Origin of the sequence: Bradyrhizobium sp. B120 (assembly GCF_049075665.1) — a bacterium.
GTDB lineage: Bacteria > Pseudomonadota > Alphaproteobacteria > Rhizobiales > Xanthobacteraceae > Bradyrhizobium.
Genome location: NZ_CP185242.1, coordinates 1,704,644 through 1,723,358 on the forward strand (window position 1 = coordinate 1,704,644; position 18,715 = coordinate 1,723,358).

Below are 18,715 nucleotides of genomic sequence, written 5' to 3' on the forward strand. Positions count from 1 at the left end.
GTGAGTTGATTGAAGTGAGCCTCGCTTTCGCAACTTCGATCGCGCATCGTTGAGACTCATGTCGAGAGAGCGTGCTGTGTGGCACCCCTCTCCCTAACCCTCCCCCGCAAGGGGGGAGGGAACCCTGCCGCCGGTGGCTTCCTCACTGCATGTGCCGAAAGTCCGCCACCGATCAGCGCGATCTTCACCCCTTCTGCGCGTAGAGCAGCGGCACCGCGGAATCCACCATCACCTCGATCAGGCTGGCGCCCTGATGCGAGAGGGCGCGCTGGTAGGCGCCCGGAAGCTCGGCCGATTTCGTCACCCGAATTGCATCGCAGCCCATGCCTTCGGCGAGCTTGACGAAATCGATGCCGGGCAGGTCGAGGCCGGGCACATTGCGTACCTGCATCACCTGGCTGAACGAACGCATCGCGCCGTAGCCGGAATTGTTCATCACGACGACCGTCAGCGGCAGCTTGCGTTGCGCGGCGGTCCACAGTGCCTGGATCGAATACATCGCCGAGCCGTCGCCGATCAGGCAGACCGTGCGCCCCGTGCTGCGGCCGAGCGCCATGCCGACTGCGGCCGGCAGGCTGTAGCCGAGGCCGCCGCTTGCCATGGTGTAGAAACTGTCCTGGCCGCGCATCGGCATCGCCTTCTGCATCAGCGGGCGATGCGACGGCACCTCCTCGACCAGCGCATCGTGCGGTCCCATCGCGGCCGAGAGTGCATGCAGCGCATATTCGGCGGGGATCGGATCGCCGGCCGCGGGCGCCGGCGGCAGGACGCGGCCCGGCGATGCGGTGCGCCTGGTCTCGGGCAGCATCTCGAGCAGCGCCGTCAGCGCCGGCTTCATGGTCGCGATGATGCTGTGGCCGGTGGGCGTCATCGCGGCGGCATCGGGATCGTCGGTGATCTGGAAGATCGTGGTCGTGCCGTCGAAGATCGCGGCATGGCCCTCGACATGGAAGGTGAAGACCGGCGCGCCGACCACGACGACGAGATCGTGATCGCGCAAGGCATCGGAGAGCTGGCCCGGTGCGGCATGCAGGAAGCCGGCAAATTGCGGATGCCGCTCGGGGAACGAGCAGCGCGCCGAGAACGGGCTGGCCCAGACCGCGGCTTGGGTCTTCTCGGCAACCTTTACCATCAGGTCGACAGCCTCGGCGCGATCGACGGCGGGGCCGACGACGAGGGCAGGGCGCTTGGCCTCGCCGAGCGCGGCGGCCAGCGCCTGCATCGCGGCCGCATCGGGGCCGACCTCGCGGCTGACCCGGCGCGCATCGAGCGGCTGCGTCGCATGCGCCCAGTCGTCGATCGGCACCGAGACGAAGGTTGGCCCGCAGGGCGGCTGCATCGCGACGTAATAAGCGCGCGCGATTGCGGCGGGCACGTCCTCGGCGCGCGCCGGCTCGACCGCGAACTTCACGTAAGGCCGCGGGAATTCGGAGGCGCGCTCGGCATAGAGGAACGCCTGCAGCGGCATGATCGAGCGCGCCTGCTGGCCGGCGGTGATCACCAGCGGGGTCTGGTTGCGATAGGCGTTGTAGATGTTGCCGAGCGCGTTGCCGACACCGGCCGCCGAATGCAGATTGACGAAGCCGGCATTGCGCGTCGCCAGCGCATAGCCGTCGGCCATGCCGACGACGGAGGCTTCCTGCAGGCCGAGCACGTAGTCGATGTCGTCGGGCCAGTCGCTCAGGAACGGCAGCTCGGTCGAGCCGGGATTGCCGAACACCTTCTTGATGCCCCACGCGCGCAGGAGGCCGAAGGTGGCGTCCTTGACGGTGACGGTCTTGCTCTTGCCGGCGGCGGGTTTGCGCGAGGACATCGGGCGGCTCCCATTGCTGTCTTGTTATGTTCCGTCATTGCCCGGAGCAAAAGCGGAAAGGCAATCCACCTCTCGATGGATTGCCTGACGATGTCAAGCCGCTGCGCCCATAGTTGCCGCGGCAACGGCTGAAATTTGCGAGGCGCCTATCCCGTCATCCCTGCGCAAAGGCGCAGCCTTTGTCGCTGGAGGAGCGCGCTCTTGCGCGCGTCTCGAAGATCGACGGCCACCGGCCGGGCCGTCGATCCTTCGAGACGCCGCTTCGCGGCTCCTCAGGATGACGGGACGACGTTTCGCAGTGGCGGCTAATTAGCCTTCTGCAGTGCAGCGGTCTGCTTGGCGAGCTGCTTGTCGAAATCCTGCTCCAGCCCGGCCACATAGCTGGCGTTTTCGCCCGGCTTGACGAACGGGTTCGGCGCGCCGTCCTTCATCTGTGCGCGCTTGGCCTGCATGTCGTAGACCTCAGGATGCGGCCCGAGCAGCACGTCGACCTTCATCGCCTTGACCTTGGCGAAGGTCGAGCGGTAGTCGTCGACGATACCGGAATAGGTCGGGCGGCCGACCAACCGGTTCAGCGCCACCGTTCCGCTGCAGAAGAACAGCACGTTGCGTTGCTGGTTGCCGTCCTTGACCGTCATTTCCCAGCTGGTGCAGCCGGGCGAATGGCCGGGCGTGGTGTGCGCGGTCAGCGTCACATCGCCGAGCGTCACCTTGTCGCCTTCCTTGACGGTGCGGTCGACCTTGACCGGCGCAAAGGCAAGATCGGCGTTGCTCTCGTCGCCTGGATAATAGCCGCCCTCGAGCAGCGGCTTGTCGCGCTCGCCGGCGATCAGCTGCGCGCCGGTCTCCTGCTTGATCTCGGCAAAGCCGCCGGTGTGGTCAAGGTGGGCGTGGGTGTTGAGGATATATTTGATGTCGCCTTCCTTGAAGCCGAGCTTGGCGATGTTGTCCTTGATCATGCCGGTCGACTGCTGCATTGCCGTATCCATCAGGATCAGCCCTTGCGACGTCTTGATGATATAGACTGCGATTCCGTCAGTGCCGACGTAGTAGATATTGTCGATCAGCTCGTACGGTTCGAACGGCGCGGTCCATTTCTTCATGACAACAGCCATGAAATCCTTGAGCGTCTGTGCCTGCGCACCGGTTGCGATCAGCGCGAGCGCGCACAGCGCGGCTGCGATCGTCCTCATGGTTGCCTCCCGATTTGTTGTTGTTTGTGCACGGAGGCGCACTATGCGTGCCGGCAAGGCCGATCGCAAGATACGGACAACAAGCAGCCGGACATGCCACCGCGTGTCCGGCGCATGCCTGTTCCGCGCTCAGCTCGCGTATTGTGCAATGCCGTTGCCGAACGACCAGTTTTCCTTGGCAACCTCGACCAGGTTGATGAAGATATCGTCCGGACGTCCCTGCAACTGGCTCTGGAAATCATCCGCGATCCGCTTGTAGAACGCCTTCTTCATCTCGACCGTACGCCCGGCATTCAGCGTGATCTGGATCAAGATGAGATCGTCGCTGTAATTGTTGCCGAGATAGTTGTCGGCGTAGTTCAGATCGCCGCGGTCGTGCTCGGTGATGATCTGAAACTTGTCATTCTCGGGCACGTTGATCACCTCGCGCATCGCCTTGTAGACGATCTCGCCGAGGGTCTTGCGATATTCGGCGGACTTGCCGCGCTTCAGGTCGATACGAACGAATGGCATGGTGGTCTCCGTTTGTTATGCGGGGCTCGGCCGGATCGGCCCCGTGTGATCGAGACGGTGCGAATGCTCTCGCGTCGTCCGCTTGCACCGGCGGCGTCAGGGAATTCAGCGGGTCGCCTTGAAGGCCTCCCAGCGCGCATCGCGCTCTCTTTGGTATTTGGGCGTCCGCTCGCCCACCATGTCGGCGCGGCGGACCGGCTCGCCGCAGGACTCGCAGACCGGACCGAGCCCGGCCGGCTTGCCGCAGACGAGATGGGTGTAATTCATTGCGCGGCCATCTCGCGGTGACTTGCACCAGGTCTCGCCCCAGGCGCGCAGCGCCATCATCACCGGAAAAAACGCTTCGCCCTTCTCGGTGAGGTGATACTCGTGGCGCAACGGGCGCTTGTTGTAGACGCGCCGCGTCACCAGACCGTCCGCTTCCAGCTTTTTCAGCCGTGCCGTGATCATCTGCGGCGTGCCGCCGGACTGCGCCTGGATCTCCTCGAAGCGATGATTCCGCGCGAACAGTTCGCGCAGAACAAGTACTGTCCAGCGGTCGCCCACAACGGTTTCGGCGCGAGCGACAGGGCACAGCGTTTGGTCAGCCGTGTTGTCCTTCATTTTTGTCATCACGTTTTCTTCAGCAGGCTTGTTGCTATGATTTTCATAGTAATATGGCCCGGCATCGTCGCAAATGCAATGGGCCGTAGATCGGCCGGTCTGTCATCACCAAGGAGCGAGCCATGACCACCGAACAGGGGCCGACAGCGGCCAAAGTCGATTTGAAGCTCGAAGTCGCCGTCATTCCGGTCTCGGATGTCGACCGCGCCAAGCGCTTCTACCAGGACCTGGGCTGGCGGCTTGATGCCGACTTCGTCAGGCCCGACGGTTCGCGCGCCGTGCAACTGACGCCGCCGGGTTCGCCGACCTCGATCCATCTCGGCTCGGGATCTGCGCTGCCGCGCTTCCTGATCGTCAATGATATCGAAGCGGCACGCGCCGAGCTGATCGCGCGCGGCGCCGATGTCAGTGAGGTGTTTCACCGCGGCGCCGAAGGCCGCATCAAGGGGCCGGACCCGGAACGGCCGAGCTACGGGTCGCTCGCCACGTTCAACGATCCCGACGGAAACGTCTGGCTGCTGCAGCAGGTGACGCAACGCCTGCCCGGGCGGGTCGACGGCAACAGCACAAATTTCTCCTCATCGGCCGATCTCGCTGCCGCGCTGCGCCGCGCGGCAGCAGCCCATGGCGAGCACGAGAAGCGGACCGGCGGCCACGATGCGAACTGGCCCGATTGGTACGCCGAGTACATCGTCCGCGAACAGGCCGGCAAGCCGCTGCCCGAGTGAGCGGAGCGCGTCATTGAAGCAAATCCAACCGGGCGCCTGATGGCCAAGGAGCGAGCGATGTCGGAGATCATCTATCCACGCGAGCGAACCGCGCTGCTTCTCGTCGATCCCTACAATGATTTCCTCTCCGAGGGCGGCATGGTCTTTCCGCGCATCCAGCCGATCGCCGACGAGGTCGGGCTGCTCGACAATCTGCGCCGGCTCGACGGCGCGGTCCGGGCCGCCGGCATCCAGGTGGTGATCGTCCCGCACCGCCGTTGGGAGCCGGGCGATTACGAGGATTGGGACCATCCCAATCCGACCCAGCGCTTGATCATGCAGCGCCATAGCTTTGCGCGCGGCGAATGGGGCGGGGATTGGCATCCCGACTTTGCACCCAAGCCCGACGACCTGATCGCCCAGGAGCATTGGGGGCAGAGCGGGTTCGCCAACACCAATCTTGATTTCCTGCTGAAGCAGAAAGGCATCACGCATGTGATCGTGGTCGGGCTGCTGGCCAACACCTGCATCGAGTCGACCGCCCGCTTCGCGATGGAGCTCGGCTACCATGTGACGCTGGTGCGCGATGCCACCGCCGCCTTCTCGCACGACTTGATGCACGCCGCTCACGAGTTGAACGGCCCGACCTACGCCCATTCCATCCTGACAACCGCCGAGGTGATCGCGGCGTTGCTGGCGGCCTCTCATTCCAAGGAGACAGTCAAATGACCACGACATCGAAGACTCCAGCTGCAATCGCAATAGGCCAATTGAACCGGGACACCATCGACCAGGACCGGCGCCGGCTGCTGACGGGCGTGGCGCTGGGCCTGGCTGCTGCCGGTGCTGCCAGCCTGTTCCCCGCGCATCCCGCCGCGGCGGCCATCGGTGATGCGATCCGCCCATTCCGCATCAACATTCCCGAAGAAGACCTTGTCGACCTTCGCCGCCGTTTGGCCGCGACCCGTTGGTCCGACAAGGAGACCGTCAACGACGACTCCCAGGGTGTTCCGCAGGCGATGCTGCGCGATCTCGTCCGCTACTGGCAGACCGACTACGAATGGCGGAAGGTGGAGGCGCGGCTCAACGCGCTGCCGCAATTCATGACCGAAATCGACGGTGTGGACATTCACTTCATTCACGTTCGCTCGAAGCACGACAATGCATTGCCCCTGATCGTCACGCATGGCTGGCCGGGTTCGGTCATCGAGCAGATGAAGATCATCGATCCCCTGACCGATCCCACCGCGCACGGCGGCAGCGCGTTGGATGCGTTCCATCTCGTGATCCCGTCGATGCCGGGCTACGGCTTCTCCGGCAAACCGACCACGGTCGGCTGGGATCCCCAGCGCATCGCGCGGGCCTGGGTTCAATTGATGACGCGGCTCGGCTACAGCAAGTTCGTGGCGCAGGGCGGCGACTGGGGCTCGCCGGTCTCCAATGAAATGGCCAAGCTGGGTGCGCCGGAGTTGCTCGGCATTCACGTCAATCTCCCCGGCGTCGTTCCGCCCGAGGTCCTCAAGGCGGTCAGCACCGGCGGCCCTGCGCCGGACAACATGTCCACGGAGGAGCAGCACGCCTTCGAGCAGCTCAAGCTTCAATTCGCGAAACGGCGCGCCTACGCGCAGATCATGGGCACGCGCCCCCAGACGCTCGCGGCCTTTGCGGATTCGCCGGCGGGCCTCGCCGCCTGGCTGCTCGATCACGGCGACGGCTATGCCCAGCCGGCCTCCGCGATGCAATCAGCCGTGCTCGGGCGCGCCGTCAATGGACATTCCGCCGGCGCACTGACCCGCGACGACGTGCTCGACAACATCACGCTCTACTGGCTGACCAACACGGCCGTCTCTGCGGGCCGCTTGTACTGGGAGAACAAGACCAACCTTTATCTGCCCGCCAATGTCACGATCCCGGCCGCCGTCACCGCGTTTCCCGGCGAGAGCTTTGTGGCGCCGCGGAGCTGGGCGGAAAAAGCCTACCACAAGCTGATCTACTTCCATCAGGCCGAAGCCGGCGGCCACTTCGCCGCCTGGGAGCAGCCGGACATCTTCAGCAGGGAGGTTCGGGATGCGTTTCGACCGCTGCGCAGCTGAACTGAATATTCAAAACAGCGAAAGGAGTATCCATCATGGCCAAGCTTGCAATCGTCGCCACCATCGAGGCCGCGCCGGGCAAACGGGATGAGGTGCTGCCGCTGTTGCTGGCGCACCGCGTCCGTTCGCTGAGGGACGAGCCGGGCACGCTGCAGTTCGATGTCCTGGTGCCCCGCGAGGACGCTTCAAAGCTGCTCCTCTACGAGGTCTATCAGGATGACGCCGCGTTCGCGGCACATCGCAATGCGCGATCGATCGCCCAGTTTCGCGAGGAGACCGCGGACCTCGGCGTCAAGGTTACCGGCACATGGTGCACGCCCGCCGAGTAGACGCCGGCGTCGCCGTCGCAGGTGCGGGATCAGACCATCTGACGTAGCAGGCCGATCAGGCGGCCGCATTCATCGTCGGTGCCGACCGTGATGCGCAGGAAGTCCTCGATCCGCGGCTTCTGGAAATGCCGCACCAGCACGCCGCGCTCGCGCAGTTTTGCGGCCAGATCCGCGCCGCGATGGCCGCCATGGCGGGCGAACACGAAATTTGCATGCGACGGCAGCACCTCGAAGCCGAGCTCGGTGAGGCCGCGGGCGAGCGCCTCGCGGCTCCTGATGATGCGTTGCCGGGTCTCTTCAAACCATGCGTCGTCCTCGATCGCGGCGATGGCGCCTGCGATCGCGAAGCAGTCCAGCGGATAGGAGTTGAAGCTGTCCTTGACGCGCTCCAGCGCCTCGATCAGCGTGCGCTGGCCGATCGCGAAACCGACGCGCAGTCCTGCGAGCGCGCGCGACTTCGATAGGGTCTGGATCACCAGCAGATTGTCGTGGCGCGCGACCAGCGGCACGGCACTCTCGGCGCCGAAATCGACATAGGCCTCGTCGACCACCACCAGACGATCGGGATGCTCGGTGAGCAGTGCCTCGATCGCCGCGCGCGGCAGCGCGATGCCGGTCGGCGCGTTGGGATTGCAAAGCAGGATGGCGCCGCCCGGCCGCTGGTAGTCCGCAAGCTGTATCCGCATCGCGGCATCGAGCGGGATCGTCTCGTAACCGACGCCATAGAGGCGGCAATAGACCGGGTAGAAGCTGTAGGTGATGTCGGGGAACAGCAGCGGCGCGTCGTGCTTCAGCAGCGCGGGAAAGGCGTGGGCCAGCACCTCGTCCGAACCGTTGCCGACGAACACCTCGTCGGCGGTGACGCCATAGCGCGTTGCGATCGCCTCGCGCAGGGCGGATGCGCGCGGGTCCGGATAGAGCCGCAGGCGATCCGTCGTCGCGGTGATCGCCGCTACCGCGCGCGGCGACGGCGGGTAGGGATTCTCGTTGGTATTGAGCTTGATCAGGCCATCGATCTTCGGCTGCTCGCCGGGCACGTATGGCGACAGATTGTGGACGACCGAACTCCAGAAGCGACTCATGATCTCAGGTCCAAGGATGAATGCGATCACAATAGGGAAAACGAGGCGCTGATGAAAGCGCCTCGTTGTTTCGTCGCATTCTGATGTGGGTCGCGCTCGTGACCTACCAGGTCGCCGTGCCCTTCATGGTCGGCTGGCCCTCGGCATTCGCGGTCCACAGCTCCATGCCGCCGTCCTTGTCGTTGGCATTGATCGAGAACTCGCTGCCCTCGAACAGCGGCTGCACGCCGCGATAGGTGAGCTTCTTCGGCGGCTTGCCGCCGTGGAGTTTCGCGGCGAATTCGACGATGAAGGAGGCCTGCAGCGGGCCGTGGAAGATCAGGCCCGGATAGCCCTCGACCTTGGTGACGTAGTCGCGATCGTAATGGATGCGGTGGCCGTTGAAGGTCAGCGCCGAATAACGAAACAGCAGCACCGGATCGGAGACGTGGCTTTCGCGATGCTGCGCGGCGGGGGGAGGCGGCGGCGCCTTGGCGGGCGCTGCTGCCGCGGGCGTGCTCGTCATCTCGCGATAGACGATGTCCTGCCGCTCGCGGACCGCAAGCCCGCGCGAGGTCGTCACCTCGTGATTGACCGAGACGAAGCACAGCGTGCCGGTCGAGCCTGATTTCACGGTGACGTCGGCGATGCGCGAGGTGCGTTTGGCGTCGTCGCCGATGCGCAGGCTATCGAAGAATTCGAGCTCGCCGCCGGCCCACATCCGGCGCGGCAGCGGCACCGGCGGCAGGAAGCCGCCGCGGGTCGGGTGGCCGTCGGGGCCAAGCTGCGACATCGGAAACACCGGCTGCGCCAGGCACCAATGCGTGGTCCACGGCGCGGCATCGCCGGCCTTCGGCTCGCCGATCTCCTGGAACAGCGTCGCGCGCAACCCCATCACGAGATATTTGGTGACGACGTCGGAGGCCTCGGTGGTCTTGCCGATCCACTGGCGGAGATGATCGAGGTCGAGTTTGTCGGTCATGTCTGTGTTGCCCGGGCAGAAGGGATCTCAGGATCGTTTGATGCGCTCGCCGATCGCGGGCACCTTGCCGTAGTGCCTGTCCTCGCCGACGACGATCGCGGCCGGCGCTGGATAGCTGACCTTGCCGTTCGGCGTGTCGACCTCGATGCGGCGCAGATGCGGATGCCTGGCGAGGTCGTCCATGCTGTTGACCTCGGCAAAGGCGATGTCGGCCTCGGCGAGCTTGCCCAGCAAGTCCTCGCGCGTCAGCTTGCCGAAACTGTCGCTGACGATCTGATCGGTCACCGCGCGGTTGCGCACGCGCTCGACCATGTTGGCAAAGCGCGGATCGTCGGGCAGGCCGGGCTGGCCCAGCACCTTGGCGCACAGCGTCTTCCACTCGCGCTCGCTCTGGATCGAGATCAGGATCTCCTTGCCGTCCTTCGAGCGGAACACGCCGTAGGGCGCGATCGAAGGATGGGCGAGGCCGATCCGCTTCGGCGACTTGCCGTCCTCGGCATTGAGCAGCGGCACCGTGAGCCAGTCGGCCATCACGTCGAACATCGAGATCCGGATGTCGGCACCCTGGCCGGTACGGCCGCGGCCGATCAGCGCTTCGAGGATCGCGGCATGCGCGGTGGCGCCGGTCGCAACATCGACGATCGACATGCCGACGCGCGAGGCGCCTTCCGGGCCGCCGGTGATCGAGGCAAGGCCGCTCTCGGCCTGGATCAAGAGGTCATAGGCCTTGCGGTCGGCGTACGGGCCGGTGTCGCCATAGCCGGTGATGGTGCACATGATCAGCTTGGGATATTCCTTGCGCAGCCGCTCGCGCGAGAAGCCGAGCTTGTCCATCGAGCCGGGCTTCAAATTCTGCAGCAGCACGTCGGCGCCCGCGATCAGCTCCTCGAGCTGGGCGCGGCCTTCCTTGGTGGCGAGATCGACCACGGCGGAATCCTTGCCGCGGTTGAGCCAGACGAAATAGCTGCTCTGGCCCTTGGCCGCGGCGTCGTAGCCGCGGGCGAAATCCCCCTCGGGCCGCTCGATCTTGATGACATGGGCGCCGGCATCGGCCAGGCGTGACGAGCAGAACGGCGCGGCAACCGCCTGTTCGACGGCAATGACGGTCAATCCCTCAAGCGGCAGCATGATCTGAGAACTCAGTAGGAGCGGGGCATGCCGAGCACGTGCTCGGCGACGAAGGAGAGGATCAGGTTGGTCGAGATCGGCGCCACCTGGTAGAGCCGGGTCTCGCGGAACTTGCGCTCGACGTCGTACTCCTCGGCGAAACCGAAGCCGCCATGGGTCTGCACGCAGGCATTGGCCGCTTCCCAGGACGCATCCGCCGCCAGCATCTTGGCCATGTTGGCCTCGGCGCCGCAGTCGAGGCCGGCTTCATATTTGCGGGTGGCTTCCTTCACCATCAGTTCGGCCGCGCGCATCGAGGCGTAGGCCTTGGCAATCGGGAACTGGATGCCTTGATTCTGGCCGATCGGCCGGCCGAACACGCTGCGCTCCTTGGCGTAGTTGGTCGCCTTCTGGATGAACCACTTGGCATCGCCGACGCATTCGGCCGCGATCAGGATGCGCTCCGCATTCATGCCGGACAGGATGTAGCGAAAGCCCTTGCCTTCCTCGCCGATCAGATTCTCCGCCGGCACCTTCATGTCGGTGAAGAACACCTCAGTGGTGGCGTGGTTCATCATGGTGCGGATCGGGCGGATCTCCAGCCCCTTGCCCTTCACCTCGCGCATGTCGACGATGAACACCGAGAGCCCGTCGGTGCGCTTCTTGGACTGCTCCTTCGGCGTGGTGCGCGCCAGCAGCACCATCAGGTCGGAATATTCGGCGCGGCTGGTCCAGATCTTCTGGCCGTTGACGACGTAGTGGTCGCCGTCGCGGCGCGCAAAAGTCTTCAGCGACGAGGTATCGGTGCCGCTGGTCGGCTCGGTGACGCCGAACGCCTGCAGCCGCAACTCACCGGTCGCGACCTTCGGCAGATACCTCGCCTTCTGCGCGTCGTTGCCGTGCCGCAGCACGGTGCCCATCGTGTACATCTGGGCGTGGCAGCCGCCGCCGTTGCAGCCGGCGCGCTGGATCTCTTCCAGGATCGCCGCCGCCGCCGACAGCTTCAGGCCCGCGCCGCCATATTCCTCGGGGATCAGCACCGAGAGATAGCCTGCCTCCGTCAGCGCATCGACGAACTCCTTCGGATAGGCCATCTGGCGGTCGAGCTTGCGCCAGTATTCGCCGGGAAACTGCGCGCAGAGCTTTGCGACGGCGTCGCGGATGTCGGTGTGGTCGTCGGTGTGCTGATCGTGTGCGGTCATGATTTCGTTTTGCCGAGAGGTTGCGCCAGAACGCTTTCGAGCGAAGCGGAAGCCGGTTCGCGTGAGGAAAACGCCCGCTGTTGTGGGGTCCCGGTAAACTCCCTATGCTGTTTTGTTATAGCGTATGAACCTGCCTTCCAGGATTGGCAAGTATGGATTTCCGCCAGCTTAGGACCTTTGCATGCGTCGCGGAACTCGGGAGTCTGAGCAAGGCATCCGATACCCTGCGGGTCGCGCAGCCGGCGCTGAGCCGGCAGATCAAGCTCTTGGAGCATGAACTGCGCACCGAACTGTTCACGCGCAACGGCCGCGGCATGGTGCTGACCGATGCCGGCCGGCTGCTGCTGGCGCGCACCGGCGGTATCGTGCGGCAGATCGACCAGATCCGCGACGACATCCAGTCGGCGGGCGGCGCGCCGTCCGGGCGCGTCGTGCTCGGGCTGGTGCCGACGGTGAGCTGCGTGATCTCGGCGCGGCTGGCGCGGCGCACGGTGGAACGCTATCCCGGCATCTCGCTCTGCATCGTCGAAAGCTACAGCGGCCACCTGATCGAGTGGCTGCATCGCGGCGAGATGGACCTTGCGGTGATCTATGGCCCGTCCGTCGATCTGCACCTGGCGGTGCAGAGCCTCGGCCGCGATAGCATCGTCGCGGTCGGCCCGCGCGGCAGCGGGCTGAAGCAGAAGAAGCAGGTCGATATCGGCTGGCTGCTGCGCCAGCGCCTGGTGCTGCCAAGTCATTCGCACGGGCTCCGCGCCATGATCGAGCATGCGGCGGCGAAGAAGAAGGTCACGCTCGACGTCAAGCTCGAGGCGGATTCGTTCCGCGTGCTGACGAGTTTGGTCGAGGAGGGGCTCGGATACACCATGCTGCCGCCGTCCTCGGTGCGCGGCGAGGTCGCCGACGGCCGGCTCGAGACCGCGCCGATCGCGCGGCCGGCGCCGCGACGCGAGCTGACGCTGGCCTCGCCGGTCGAGCATCCCGGCTCGAATGCGATCACGCTGATCGCCAAATTGCTGCGCGACGAGGTCGCCGCGTGCCGCGCCGAGGGGCTCTGGGACATCCAGCTCGCCTGAGCGCGGCTGCATTCATTTCCGTCATTGCGAGCGAAGCGAAGCAATCCATCGCGCGGCATGCGCGGTGGCATGGATTGCTTCGTCGCTGTCGCTCCTCGCAATGACGGGGTCGCACGCATTATGCTCTCATCTCACCGCGAAGCCGAGATGACCGCGGAAGCGGTTCTTGAGATACGTGCCGTCGCGCGGCGGCAGCGCGCGCTCGACCTCGCCGGCTGCGATGCGGATGCGCGCGAGCCGCGGGCCGCCAGCGAGATCGCGCAAGCTATTCCGGAAGCGTTCGATGCCGGCCATGTCGGCGATGTCGGAGACATTGCGGATGCCCGCGCCATCAGCGATCACCTCGAGCTTCGCCCCTAAGCCGGAGTGGCTGAGCTGCATCCCGGTCTCGCCGAAATGGCCGTTGTCGAGCACCGCGATCGAGAGATTGCCCGGCTGCTTAGTGGCAATCGTCAGCAGGCTGCCGATCCCCATCAGCTGCTCGCCGTCGCCGGTGACGACAAGTACCGGCCGCTTCGGCTGCGCCAGCGCGAGGCCGAGCCCGACCATCGCGGCGCCGCCCATCGCGCCCCAGAGATAGAAATTGCCGGGATGCTCGCCGGCGTCGAACACATCATAGGACGAGGAGCCGAGCCCGGAGATCACGAGCAACTCGCCGCGGTCGGCGAGCAGCGCCTTCACGGCGGCGCGGCGATCGAGCGTGCCTGTTGGTGCTGACATCAATGCGTCTCCTTCGTCCACTTCTTGCGGCCGATCATGCGCTGCGAGATCAGCACCGCGACCTGCTGGTCGCCGTCATAGGCGAGCGAGGCGGCGGCCGAGATCACTTCTTCGGCGTCATCGGGGTTTTCCAGCCGCAGCACGGTGGTGCCCATGATCTCGAAGGCCTGCGGCGTCGCGCGGCCCATCGGGATCTGCCAGGGATTGAACTCGGCCCATTCGCCGCGCATCGTCACCAGCGCCAGCAGCGGGAAGCGGCAGCTCGCCATCAGCGACAGCATGTTGACGCAATTGCCGACGCCGCTCGACTGCATCAGCAGCACCGCGCGGTCGCCGCCGAGCCAGGCGCCGGCGGACAATGCCACGCCTTCTTCCTCGGTCGTCAGCACCGTGGTCTTGATGTCGGCATCGGCGTGCGACAGCTTGATCAGCTTGGAATGTCCGGCGTCGGGGACGTAGGACACTTGCGCGACGCCGAAGCTCTTCAGCGTGCGGTAGATCGCGACCGGCCAGTCGGTGCTGGTCGCGCTGTCCTGGTGAACGGCAATCTGGTCCATCGTGGGCCTCGGCTAGGGGCGCGCAGTGGCGCGTCCTCACACCGAAGGCTTAGCGCGCGAGGACGATCAACTCCCGTCGCATCTGTGTCGCGCAGCTATGCCGGAATTGTATATCTCCGTCATTGCGAGCCAACGGGTCGCGCGAACGCGCGCCCGATGACAGGCTCCGCGAAGCAATCCATCTGTCCGCATGCGCGGAGGGATGGATTGCTTCGTCGCTTCGCTCCTCGCAATGACGAGGGGGCTGGCGCTATCCCGCCTCAGCCATTCGGCTGCAGAAACGTGCCGTACTGCTTGCTCGCGACGACCGCGGCGGCGGCGTCTCCGATGACGCGCATCGCCGCCATCATCGGCCACGGCCCAAGGCTGACCCTGCGCACGCCGGCGCGGGCGAGCTCGCCGATTTCGGGAACGCCCCGCGTCACCATGACGTTGACCGGCAGCGGCGTCAGCTGGACGAGCCGCTCGATCAGCGCGAGGTCGGTCAAGCCGGGCACAAAAATGCCGTCGGCGCCGGCCTCGGCATAGAGCTTCGCGCGGTTTGCCGCTTCGTTCAGGCATTGCTCCGGCGAGCCGAATTTCAGCAGGAACGGATCGGTCCGCGCATTGATGAAGAGATGAATGCCGAGCTGTTGCGCGGTGTCCCGCACCGCCCTGATCTTGGCGGCATGCAGCTCGGGATCGACGAGCTGCCGCTTGCCGCCCAAGAGCCCGTCCTCGATATTGATGCCGATCGCGCCGGCTTTCAGGATCCTTGCCGCCGAATGCGCGGCGGCATCTGGAGTGTCGCCGTATCCCGCCTCCAGATCGATCGAGACCGGAACCGGGACGGAAGCGGTCATTCGCGAGACCAGCCCTTCCACGATGTCGAGCGGGGCATTCTCGCCGTCGGCAAAGCCGAGCGCGGACGCCACTGCGCCGCTGCTGGTCGCGATGGCCGGCGAGGTCTTCGCGATCGCCTTGGCGGTCGCGACATCCCAGGCGTTGAACAGGACCAGTGGATCTCCCGTCCTGTGAAGACCGTGAAACGCTTCGGCGTGTTGCTGCTGTGTCGTGGCGTCCATTGCGCGCACTCCTGGTTAGAGAGAATTCGAAAGACTTCGTGATGTGGTCGCTGGTCGCAGCACGGCTGTTCAGCCGGCGGCGTGGGTCTTGAACCAATCCATGATCAAACTGTTGACCTCGGCCTCGCGCTCGAGGTGCGGGAAGTGCCCGACACCGGGCAGGACAACGCGCTGATGTGGTCCCTTGAACAGCGGCTCTTCCTTGATCGAATACCGCGCTGTCGGATCGTTGCCGCCATAAATCGTCAGCGTCGGCGTATGCATGTCGTTGATCGGCAGCCGCCCCGCAACTCCCGCATCGACCAGGCCATTGTAGTATTTCAGCGCCGCCTTCATGGTGCCGGGAGAAGAGAGCGTCTCCTTGACCGAGCGGAGATGCGCGTCGTTCTCGAATGTTGGCGACCACAACTTCCAAAGGTAGTCGACGAAGGGAAGTCCCTCGATGTTGACCGCCGAGTGAGCGCCGGGCACCGTAAAGAAATAGACATGGAAGACTGAGCGAACGGCATCGGGATCGCTCCTGAGGCTCGGGATCGTGATCGGGTGCGCGGTGTTCATGACCACCGCGGCCTTGATCGCTGACGGTGAGGTGGCCAGCGCCTGGAACGTCGACGTGCCGCCCCAATCCATGCCGACGACACACGCTTGTCCGTCGTCGCTGAGCGCTGCGATCAGCGCTTCGAGATCCTGGCCCAGCGCGATCGGATCGAAGATGCCGTCGGCTGGAATCTCGGTCGGCGCATAGCCGCGCAGGAACGGCGCGACCGCGCGATAGCCGGCATCCGCGAACACCTGCAGCTGCTTGCGATACGACCAGGCGTTGTCGGGAAATCCGTGCAGGAACATGACGAGCGGCCCGCTGCCCTGTTCGAGATAGGCAAATCGCACGCCGTTGGCCTGCACGTATTTCAGCGCGGGTTCGCTGCCGGCGGCGTCAGGCATTGCCAATGCGGTGCTTCGGATCGTCATCGCTGCTCTCCATCTTTTGTTGTGGTCACCCTCTCGGACAAATATGTGCGTAGCGCACATATCAGGTCAAGTTGTTTTTTGTGCGCAGCGCACATATTATTCCCGGCATGGAACACGGAATCGCCAATCTGCTGGGCGCGCTGTCGCTCGCCGTCATGGATCGTATCGAGCAAGGTGCGCGCGAGGTGGTCGGCCGCGGCGGCGAGACACCCGCGGCGCTCATCGTCATCGGCTACGGCCAGGGCATGACCAACGACAAGCTGAGGCGGATCCTCGGCCTGTCGCATTCCGGAACGGTCCGGCTGGTCGATCGTCTGGTTTCGGACCGGCTGGTCGAACGTCGTCCGGGCAAGGACGGCCGCGAGGTCGCCTTGCACCTGACGGCGATCGGCGCTGCATCCCGAAACGAGCTGTTGGCGTCGCGGATTTCCGCCGTGACGTCATTGCTCGATGTGCTGTCGTCGGCTGAACGAAAGCAGCTTGCGACGTTGATCCGCGAGCTGCTGGCAAGGCAGGATACATCAGAGATGGATCGCTTCACGATCTGCCGGATGTGCGACGACCGGGTCTGCACCAATTGCCCGTTGCCGACCAACAAGGGCCAGCACGGTCACTAGAGGGATGACCCTACTCCGAGTCGAGCGGCAGGCTCCGCTTCACCTCGCCCCGCGTGCGGGGAGAGGTCGGAACGCATCCTTGGATGCGTTCCGGGTGAGGGGGAGCCTCCGCAAGCACAACTATCGCCGGATACACGGAGACGGCCCTTCACCCCAACCCTCTCCCCGTAAGAACGGGGAGAGGGAGCGCAGTGCCGTTGCTGTCACTATTCGACCTTATCCGGCGCTAGCGCCTTGCCGTCAGTTTGCGGTCTTGCCCGCCGTGAAGACGTACATGTCCCAGAACGTCTCGGCATGATCGACCTCGAAGCGGTGCCACTGGTCGAGATCGGTCTCGTCGGCCGTGCCCGGAAACTGTTTGCGGAATTGGTCGAGCACCGCCGGATCGTCAAACGGCTCGAAACCCCCGAACGTCAGGCCGTGCTCGTTCAGGAATGCCGCGATCTCGGGGATCGTCAGGCGATGCTCCATCACGTTGAACAGCAGATCGCGGCAGCCGCTCATGCTGTAAAAGTCCTTGGCGCCGATCAGCGGCTTCCATTGTTCGGCCTCGCGAAAAATGTCCCGCCGGCACCGTCGGATGTCGGCGGCGGTGGCGCGATAATTGCGCGCGGCGATGCGGGCGCGGGCCTCCACGATGACGCGGCGCGCCAGGTCGCTGTACAGGCCGACGCGCATCGTGCCGCCCGGCCGCAGCAGCGAGACCAGCACGCGCCAGCCGGCAAAAGGCTCGGCCAGATGGTGCAGCACGCCGACCGACTCGATGCTGTCGAAGGTGCGACCGATCGCGCCCAATTCCAGGATATCCGCCTGCGCATATTCGATGTTGCGCAGGCCCAGCTCGCGCGTCTTGCGGCGCGCATAAGAAAGGCTGGTCATGCTGATGTCGACCGCGAGCACGCGGGCATTCGGATAGACCTGCGCGATCTGGATCGCGTGCGAGCCGGTGCCGCAACCTGCGATCAGAATATCCTGTTCGGCTCGCTGTTCCGCGGTCGCGACGGTTCGTCCCCGCGCCCGATCGGCAGCGAATGCCGTCAGCGGGTTGACGGTCCAGCGCGGATAGGGATTTTCTTCGTATTGGCGCATCACCTCGACGGATACGTCGTTCTTGATGGGGGTGAGTATCGCAATGGTGCTGCGCTCTGCCATTTCCTCGCGCGGCTCCCGAAGCTGCACCCGCAACAGGCCGGCTGTGGTCGCAGGCCAATCCCTGCGCAGCAGCGCGTCCGCCTGCGGGAGCGCATGAAGCGGAAAATACGCCGCAACGACCGCGAGCGTGAGCGGCGCGATCGCAGCCCCTGATGCGAGGTCCTGCAGCAAACGATCGCGCAGCGCGCCCGCAAGCTCGCTTTCCGTCTCGGTCTGCCCGTAGGCATATTCGTTGATGAAGCATTGGCGGGCGAGCGCGCAGGCAAAGGCGACGATCTCGTCGTCCTCCGGGTCCTGGTTGCTCGCGCGCTGCAGCAGTTCGGCCCGCGCATATCCCAGCAGCACCTCGAGCTGCATGTTGGCCAGCGTGGTGGCTTCGAGCGCCGCGCGCAGGAACAGGTCGCGCGCAAGCCGGGCGACGCTGTCAGTGCCGAACAATTCGGCGCTCGTGACCGGCAGCGGCCACTTGCCGGCAATCCGCCCGACATAGCTGGTGACGGTTGGGCTCTGCAGGATGAAGCCGACGGCCCTCGCATCCATGCCGAGCGCGAGCGCCTTGCTGAAATGCGCGGCCGCCTTGGCGCGATTGCCCAGCGCCTGGTAGGAATTTCCGGCGTTGTAGTGGCAGGCGGCGTTGACCTCGTCGGAGGCAATCGCCTTCGCGAACGTCTTCACGGCCGATCGGTGATCACCCGCAGCCTGCGCCATCAAGCCGAGCAGGTTCAGGCTCTGCACATGGCCAGGCTCACGCGCGAGAATTTGCCGGCAAATCTCCTGCGCTTCGTTGAAGCGGCGCATCCCGTAGAAACGGCTTGCCTCGGCGGCAAGGCCGGCCATGCCGATGCCTGCGGAGCCGAAAGCGGGTGCGTTTCCGGCGGACTCGTCCCGTCGCTTACCGGCCGCACGCCGCTCTTTTCGGTTCATGTTCCGTCAACTGGCCCAAACTGCAAGATGCTG

General features: G+C 65.1%; 19 protein-coding genes. 6 read left to right on the top strand and 13 right to left on the bottom strand.

Going from position 1 to position 18,715, the window contains the following annotated elements; all coding sequences use genetic code 11:
- Positions 1-184: 184 nt before the first annotated feature.
- From mdlC to ACOIX3_RS08085, 4 genes are all read right to left on the bottom strand, one after another.
- On the bottom strand, positions 185-1,813 hold the full coding sequence (gene mdlC, locus ACOIX3_RS08070; RefSeq protein ID WP_420969252.1) for a benzoylformate decarboxylase: 1,629 nt from the start codon (positions 1,811-1,813) through the stop codon (positions 185-187).
- Between the two features lie 305 nt (positions 1,814-2,118).
- On the bottom strand, positions 2,119-3,006 hold the full coding sequence (gene blaBJP / locus ACOIX3_RS08075) for a BJP family subclass B3 metallo-beta-lactamase (protein ID WP_420969254.1): 888 nt from the start codon (positions 3,004-3,006) through the stop codon (positions 2,119-2,121).
- A 129-nt stretch (positions 3,007-3,135) separates the two neighbouring features.
- Positions 3,136-3,519 (bottom strand): tautomerase family protein, encoded by a 384-nt coding sequence (locus ACOIX3_RS08080; RefSeq protein ID WP_420969256.1) that lies wholly within the window; start codon positions 3,517-3,519, stop codon positions 3,136-3,138.
- A 105-nt stretch (positions 3,520-3,624) separates the two neighbouring features.
- Entirely contained in the window at positions 3,625-4,122 is a 498-nt protein-coding gene (locus ACOIX3_RS08085; protein ID WP_420971684.1) for a winged helix-turn-helix transcriptional regulator, read from the bottom strand.
- Between the two features lie 122 nt (positions 4,123-4,244).
- Between ACOIX3_RS08085 and ACOIX3_RS08090 the strand changes: the two genes are divergently transcribed.
- The 4 genes from ACOIX3_RS08090 to ACOIX3_RS08105 are packed head-to-tail and all read left to right on the top strand — an operon-like array spanning position 4,245 to position 7,251.
- Positions 4,245-4,850, top strand: coding sequence for a VOC family protein (locus ACOIX3_RS08090; RefSeq protein ID WP_420969258.1), 606 nt, complete (start codon positions 4,245-4,247; stop codon positions 4,848-4,850).
- A gap of 57 nt (positions 4,851-4,907) precedes the next feature.
- The gene (locus tag ACOIX3_RS08095; protein WP_420969260.1) at positions 4,908-5,558 is read left to right on the top strand and encodes an isochorismatase family cysteine hydrolase; all 651 of its coding nucleotides are present in this window, start codon (positions 4,908-4,910) and stop codon (positions 5,556-5,558) included.
- A complete protein-coding gene (locus ACOIX3_RS08100; RefSeq protein ID WP_420969262.1) occupies positions 5,555-6,922 on the top strand; it encodes an epoxide hydrolase family protein in 1,368 nt (455 codons plus the stop codon). Before ACOIX3_RS08095 ends, ACOIX3_RS08100 begins: the two co-directional genes overlap by 4 nt.
- 35 nt (positions 6,923-6,957) lie before the next feature.
- The gene (locus ACOIX3_RS08105; protein ID WP_420969264.1) at positions 6,958-7,251 is read left to right on the top strand and encodes a putative quinol monooxygenase; all 294 of its coding nucleotides are present in this window, start codon (positions 6,958-6,960) and stop codon (positions 7,249-7,251) included.
- 29 nt (positions 7,252-7,280) lie between these two features.
- Here the strand turns inward: ACOIX3_RS08105 and hisC are convergent, their stop codons facing one another.
- The 4 genes from hisC to ACOIX3_RS08125 all read right to left on the bottom strand — a co-directional run bounded on the left by hisC (position 7,281) and on the right by ACOIX3_RS08125 (position 11,603).
- Positions 7,281-8,333, bottom strand: a complete 1,053-nt coding sequence (hisC, locus tag ACOIX3_RS08110) for a histidinol-phosphate transaminase (protein WP_420969266.1) — start codon at positions 8,331-8,333, stop codon at positions 7,281-7,283.
- A 103-nt stretch (positions 8,334-8,436) separates the two neighbouring features.
- On the bottom strand, positions 8,437-9,294 hold the full coding sequence (locus ACOIX3_RS08115; protein ID WP_420969268.1) for an FAS1-like dehydratase domain-containing protein: 858 nt from the start codon (positions 9,292-9,294) through the stop codon (positions 8,437-8,439).
- A gap of 27 nt (positions 9,295-9,321) precedes the next feature.
- Positions 9,322-10,422, bottom strand: a complete 1,101-nt coding sequence (locus tag ACOIX3_RS08120; RefSeq protein WP_420969270.1) for a CaiB/BaiF CoA transferase family protein — start codon at positions 10,420-10,422, stop codon at positions 9,322-9,324.
- 11 nt (positions 10,423-10,433) lie between these two features.
- Complete coding sequence (locus ACOIX3_RS08125; protein WP_420969272.1) at positions 10,434-11,603, bottom strand: acyl-CoA dehydrogenase family protein; 1,170 nt, start codon at positions 11,601-11,603, stop codon at positions 10,434-10,436.
- A gap of 152 nt (positions 11,604-11,755) precedes the next feature.
- On the opposite strand from ACOIX3_RS08125, the gene ACOIX3_RS08130 reads away from it, so the two are divergent.
- Complete coding sequence (locus ACOIX3_RS08130) at positions 11,756-12,679, top strand: LysR family transcriptional regulator (protein ID WP_092116489.1); 924 nt, start codon at positions 11,756-11,758, stop codon at positions 12,677-12,679.
- A gap of 126 nt (positions 12,680-12,805) precedes the next feature.
- Here the strand turns inward: ACOIX3_RS08130 and ACOIX3_RS08135 are convergent, their stop codons facing one another.
- The 4 genes from ACOIX3_RS08135 to ACOIX3_RS08150 all read right to left on the bottom strand — a co-directional run bounded on the left by ACOIX3_RS08135 (position 12,806) and on the right by ACOIX3_RS08150 (position 15,989).
- Positions 12,806-13,399: a thiamine pyrophosphate-dependent enzyme gene (locus ACOIX3_RS08135; RefSeq protein ID WP_420969274.1), complete on the bottom strand. Its 594-nt coding sequence runs from the start codon at positions 13,397-13,399 to the stop codon at positions 12,806-12,808.
- Positions 13,399-13,956 carry a phosphonopyruvate decarboxylase gene (locus ACOIX3_RS08140; protein WP_420969276.1) on the bottom strand — a complete coding sequence of 186 codons (558 nt, stop codon included), beginning with the start codon at positions 13,954-13,956 and terminating at the stop codon, positions 13,399-13,401. Before ACOIX3_RS08140 ends, ACOIX3_RS08135 begins: the two co-directional genes overlap by 1 nt.
- A 260-nt stretch (positions 13,957-14,216) precedes the next feature.
- Positions 14,217-15,020, bottom strand: coding sequence for an isocitrate lyase/PEP mutase family protein (locus ACOIX3_RS08145; protein WP_420969278.1), 804 nt, complete (start codon positions 15,018-15,020; stop codon positions 14,217-14,219).
- A 69-nt stretch (positions 15,021-15,089) separates the two neighbouring features.
- Complete coding sequence (locus tag ACOIX3_RS08150) at positions 15,090-15,989, bottom strand: alpha/beta fold hydrolase (RefSeq protein ID WP_420969279.1); 900 nt, start codon at positions 15,987-15,989, stop codon at positions 15,090-15,092.
- A 107-nt stretch (positions 15,990-16,096) separates the two neighbouring features.
- Here ACOIX3_RS08150 and ACOIX3_RS08155 point away from each other — a divergent pair, with 107 nt between their 5' ends.
- Positions 16,097-16,606, top strand: coding sequence for a MarR family winged helix-turn-helix transcriptional regulator (locus tag ACOIX3_RS08155; RefSeq protein WP_420969280.1), 510 nt, complete (start codon positions 16,097-16,099; stop codon positions 16,604-16,606).
- Positions 16,607-16,846: 240 nt separating this feature from the next.
- Here the strand turns inward: ACOIX3_RS08155 and ACOIX3_RS08160 are convergent, their stop codons facing one another.
- Positions 16,847-18,682, bottom strand: a complete 1,836-nt coding sequence (locus tag ACOIX3_RS08160; RefSeq protein WP_420969282.1) for a methyltransferase domain-containing protein — start codon at positions 18,680-18,682, stop codon at positions 16,847-16,849.
- Between the last annotated feature and the right edge of the window lie 33 nt (positions 18,683-18,715).

Excerpts from the sequence above, each read along its gene's own strand:
- mdlC (WP_420969252.1), bottom strand. The coding sequence starts at position 1,813 with ATGTCCTCGCGCAAACCCGCCGCCGGCAAGAGCAAGACCGTCACCGTC.
- blaBJP (WP_420969254.1), bottom strand. The coding sequence starts at position 3,006 with ATGAGGACGATCGCAGCCGCGCTGTGCGCGCTCGCGCTGATCGCAACC.
- ACOIX3_RS08080 (WP_420969256.1), bottom strand. The coding sequence starts at position 3,519 with ATGCCATTCGTTCGTATCGACCTGAAGCGCGGCAAGTCCGCCGAATAT.
- ACOIX3_RS08085 (WP_420971684.1), bottom strand. The coding sequence starts at position 4,122 with ATGAAGGACAACACGGCTGACCAAACGCTGTGCCCTGTCGCTCGCGCC.
- ACOIX3_RS08090 (WP_420969258.1), top strand. The coding sequence starts at position 4,245 with ATGACCACCGAACAGGGGCCGACAGCGGCCAAAGTCGATTTGAAGCTC.
- ACOIX3_RS08095 (WP_420969260.1), top strand. The coding sequence starts at position 4,908 with ATGTCGGAGATCATCTATCCACGCGAGCGAACCGCGCTGCTTCTCGTC.
- ACOIX3_RS08100 (WP_420969262.1), top strand. The coding sequence starts at position 5,555 with ATGACCACGACATCGAAGACTCCAGCTGCAATCGCAATAGGCCAATTG.
- ACOIX3_RS08105 (WP_420969264.1), top strand. The coding sequence starts at position 6,958 with ATGGCCAAGCTTGCAATCGTCGCCACCATCGAGGCCGCGCCGGGCAAA.
- hisC (WP_420969266.1), bottom strand. The coding sequence starts at position 8,333 with ATGAGTCGCTTCTGGAGTTCGGTCGTCCACAATCTGTCGCCATACGTG.
- ACOIX3_RS08115 (WP_420969268.1), bottom strand. The coding sequence starts at position 9,294 with ATGACCGACAAACTCGACCTCGATCATCTCCGCCAGTGGATCGGCAAG.
- ACOIX3_RS08120 (WP_420969270.1), bottom strand. The coding sequence starts at position 10,422 with ATGCTGCCGCTTGAGGGATTGACCGTCATTGCCGTCGAACAGGCGGTT.
- ACOIX3_RS08125 (WP_420969272.1), bottom strand. The coding sequence starts at position 11,603 with ATGACCGCACACGATCAGCACACCGACGACCACACCGACATCCGCGAC.
- ACOIX3_RS08130 (WP_092116489.1), top strand. The coding sequence starts at position 11,756 with ATGGATTTCCGCCAGCTTAGGACCTTTGCATGCGTCGCGGAACTCGGG.
- ACOIX3_RS08135 (WP_420969274.1), bottom strand. The coding sequence starts at position 13,399 with ATGTCAGCACCAACAGGCACGCTCGATCGCCGCGCCGCCGTGAAGGCG.
- ACOIX3_RS08140 (WP_420969276.1), bottom strand. The coding sequence starts at position 13,956 with ATGGACCAGATTGCCGTTCACCAGGACAGCGCGACCAGCACCGACTGG.
- ACOIX3_RS08145 (WP_420969278.1), bottom strand. The coding sequence starts at position 15,020 with ATGGACGCCACGACACAGCAGCAACACGCCGAAGCGTTTCACGGTCTT.
- ACOIX3_RS08150 (WP_420969279.1), bottom strand. The coding sequence starts at position 15,989 with ATGACGATCCGAAGCACCGCATTGGCAATGCCTGACGCCGCCGGCAGC.
- ACOIX3_RS08155 (WP_420969280.1), top strand. The coding sequence starts at position 16,097 with ATGGAACACGGAATCGCCAATCTGCTGGGCGCGCTGTCGCTCGCCGTC.
- ACOIX3_RS08160 (WP_420969282.1), bottom strand. The coding sequence starts at position 18,682 with ATGAACCGAAAAGAGCGGCGTGCGGCCGGTAAGCGACGGGACGAGTCC.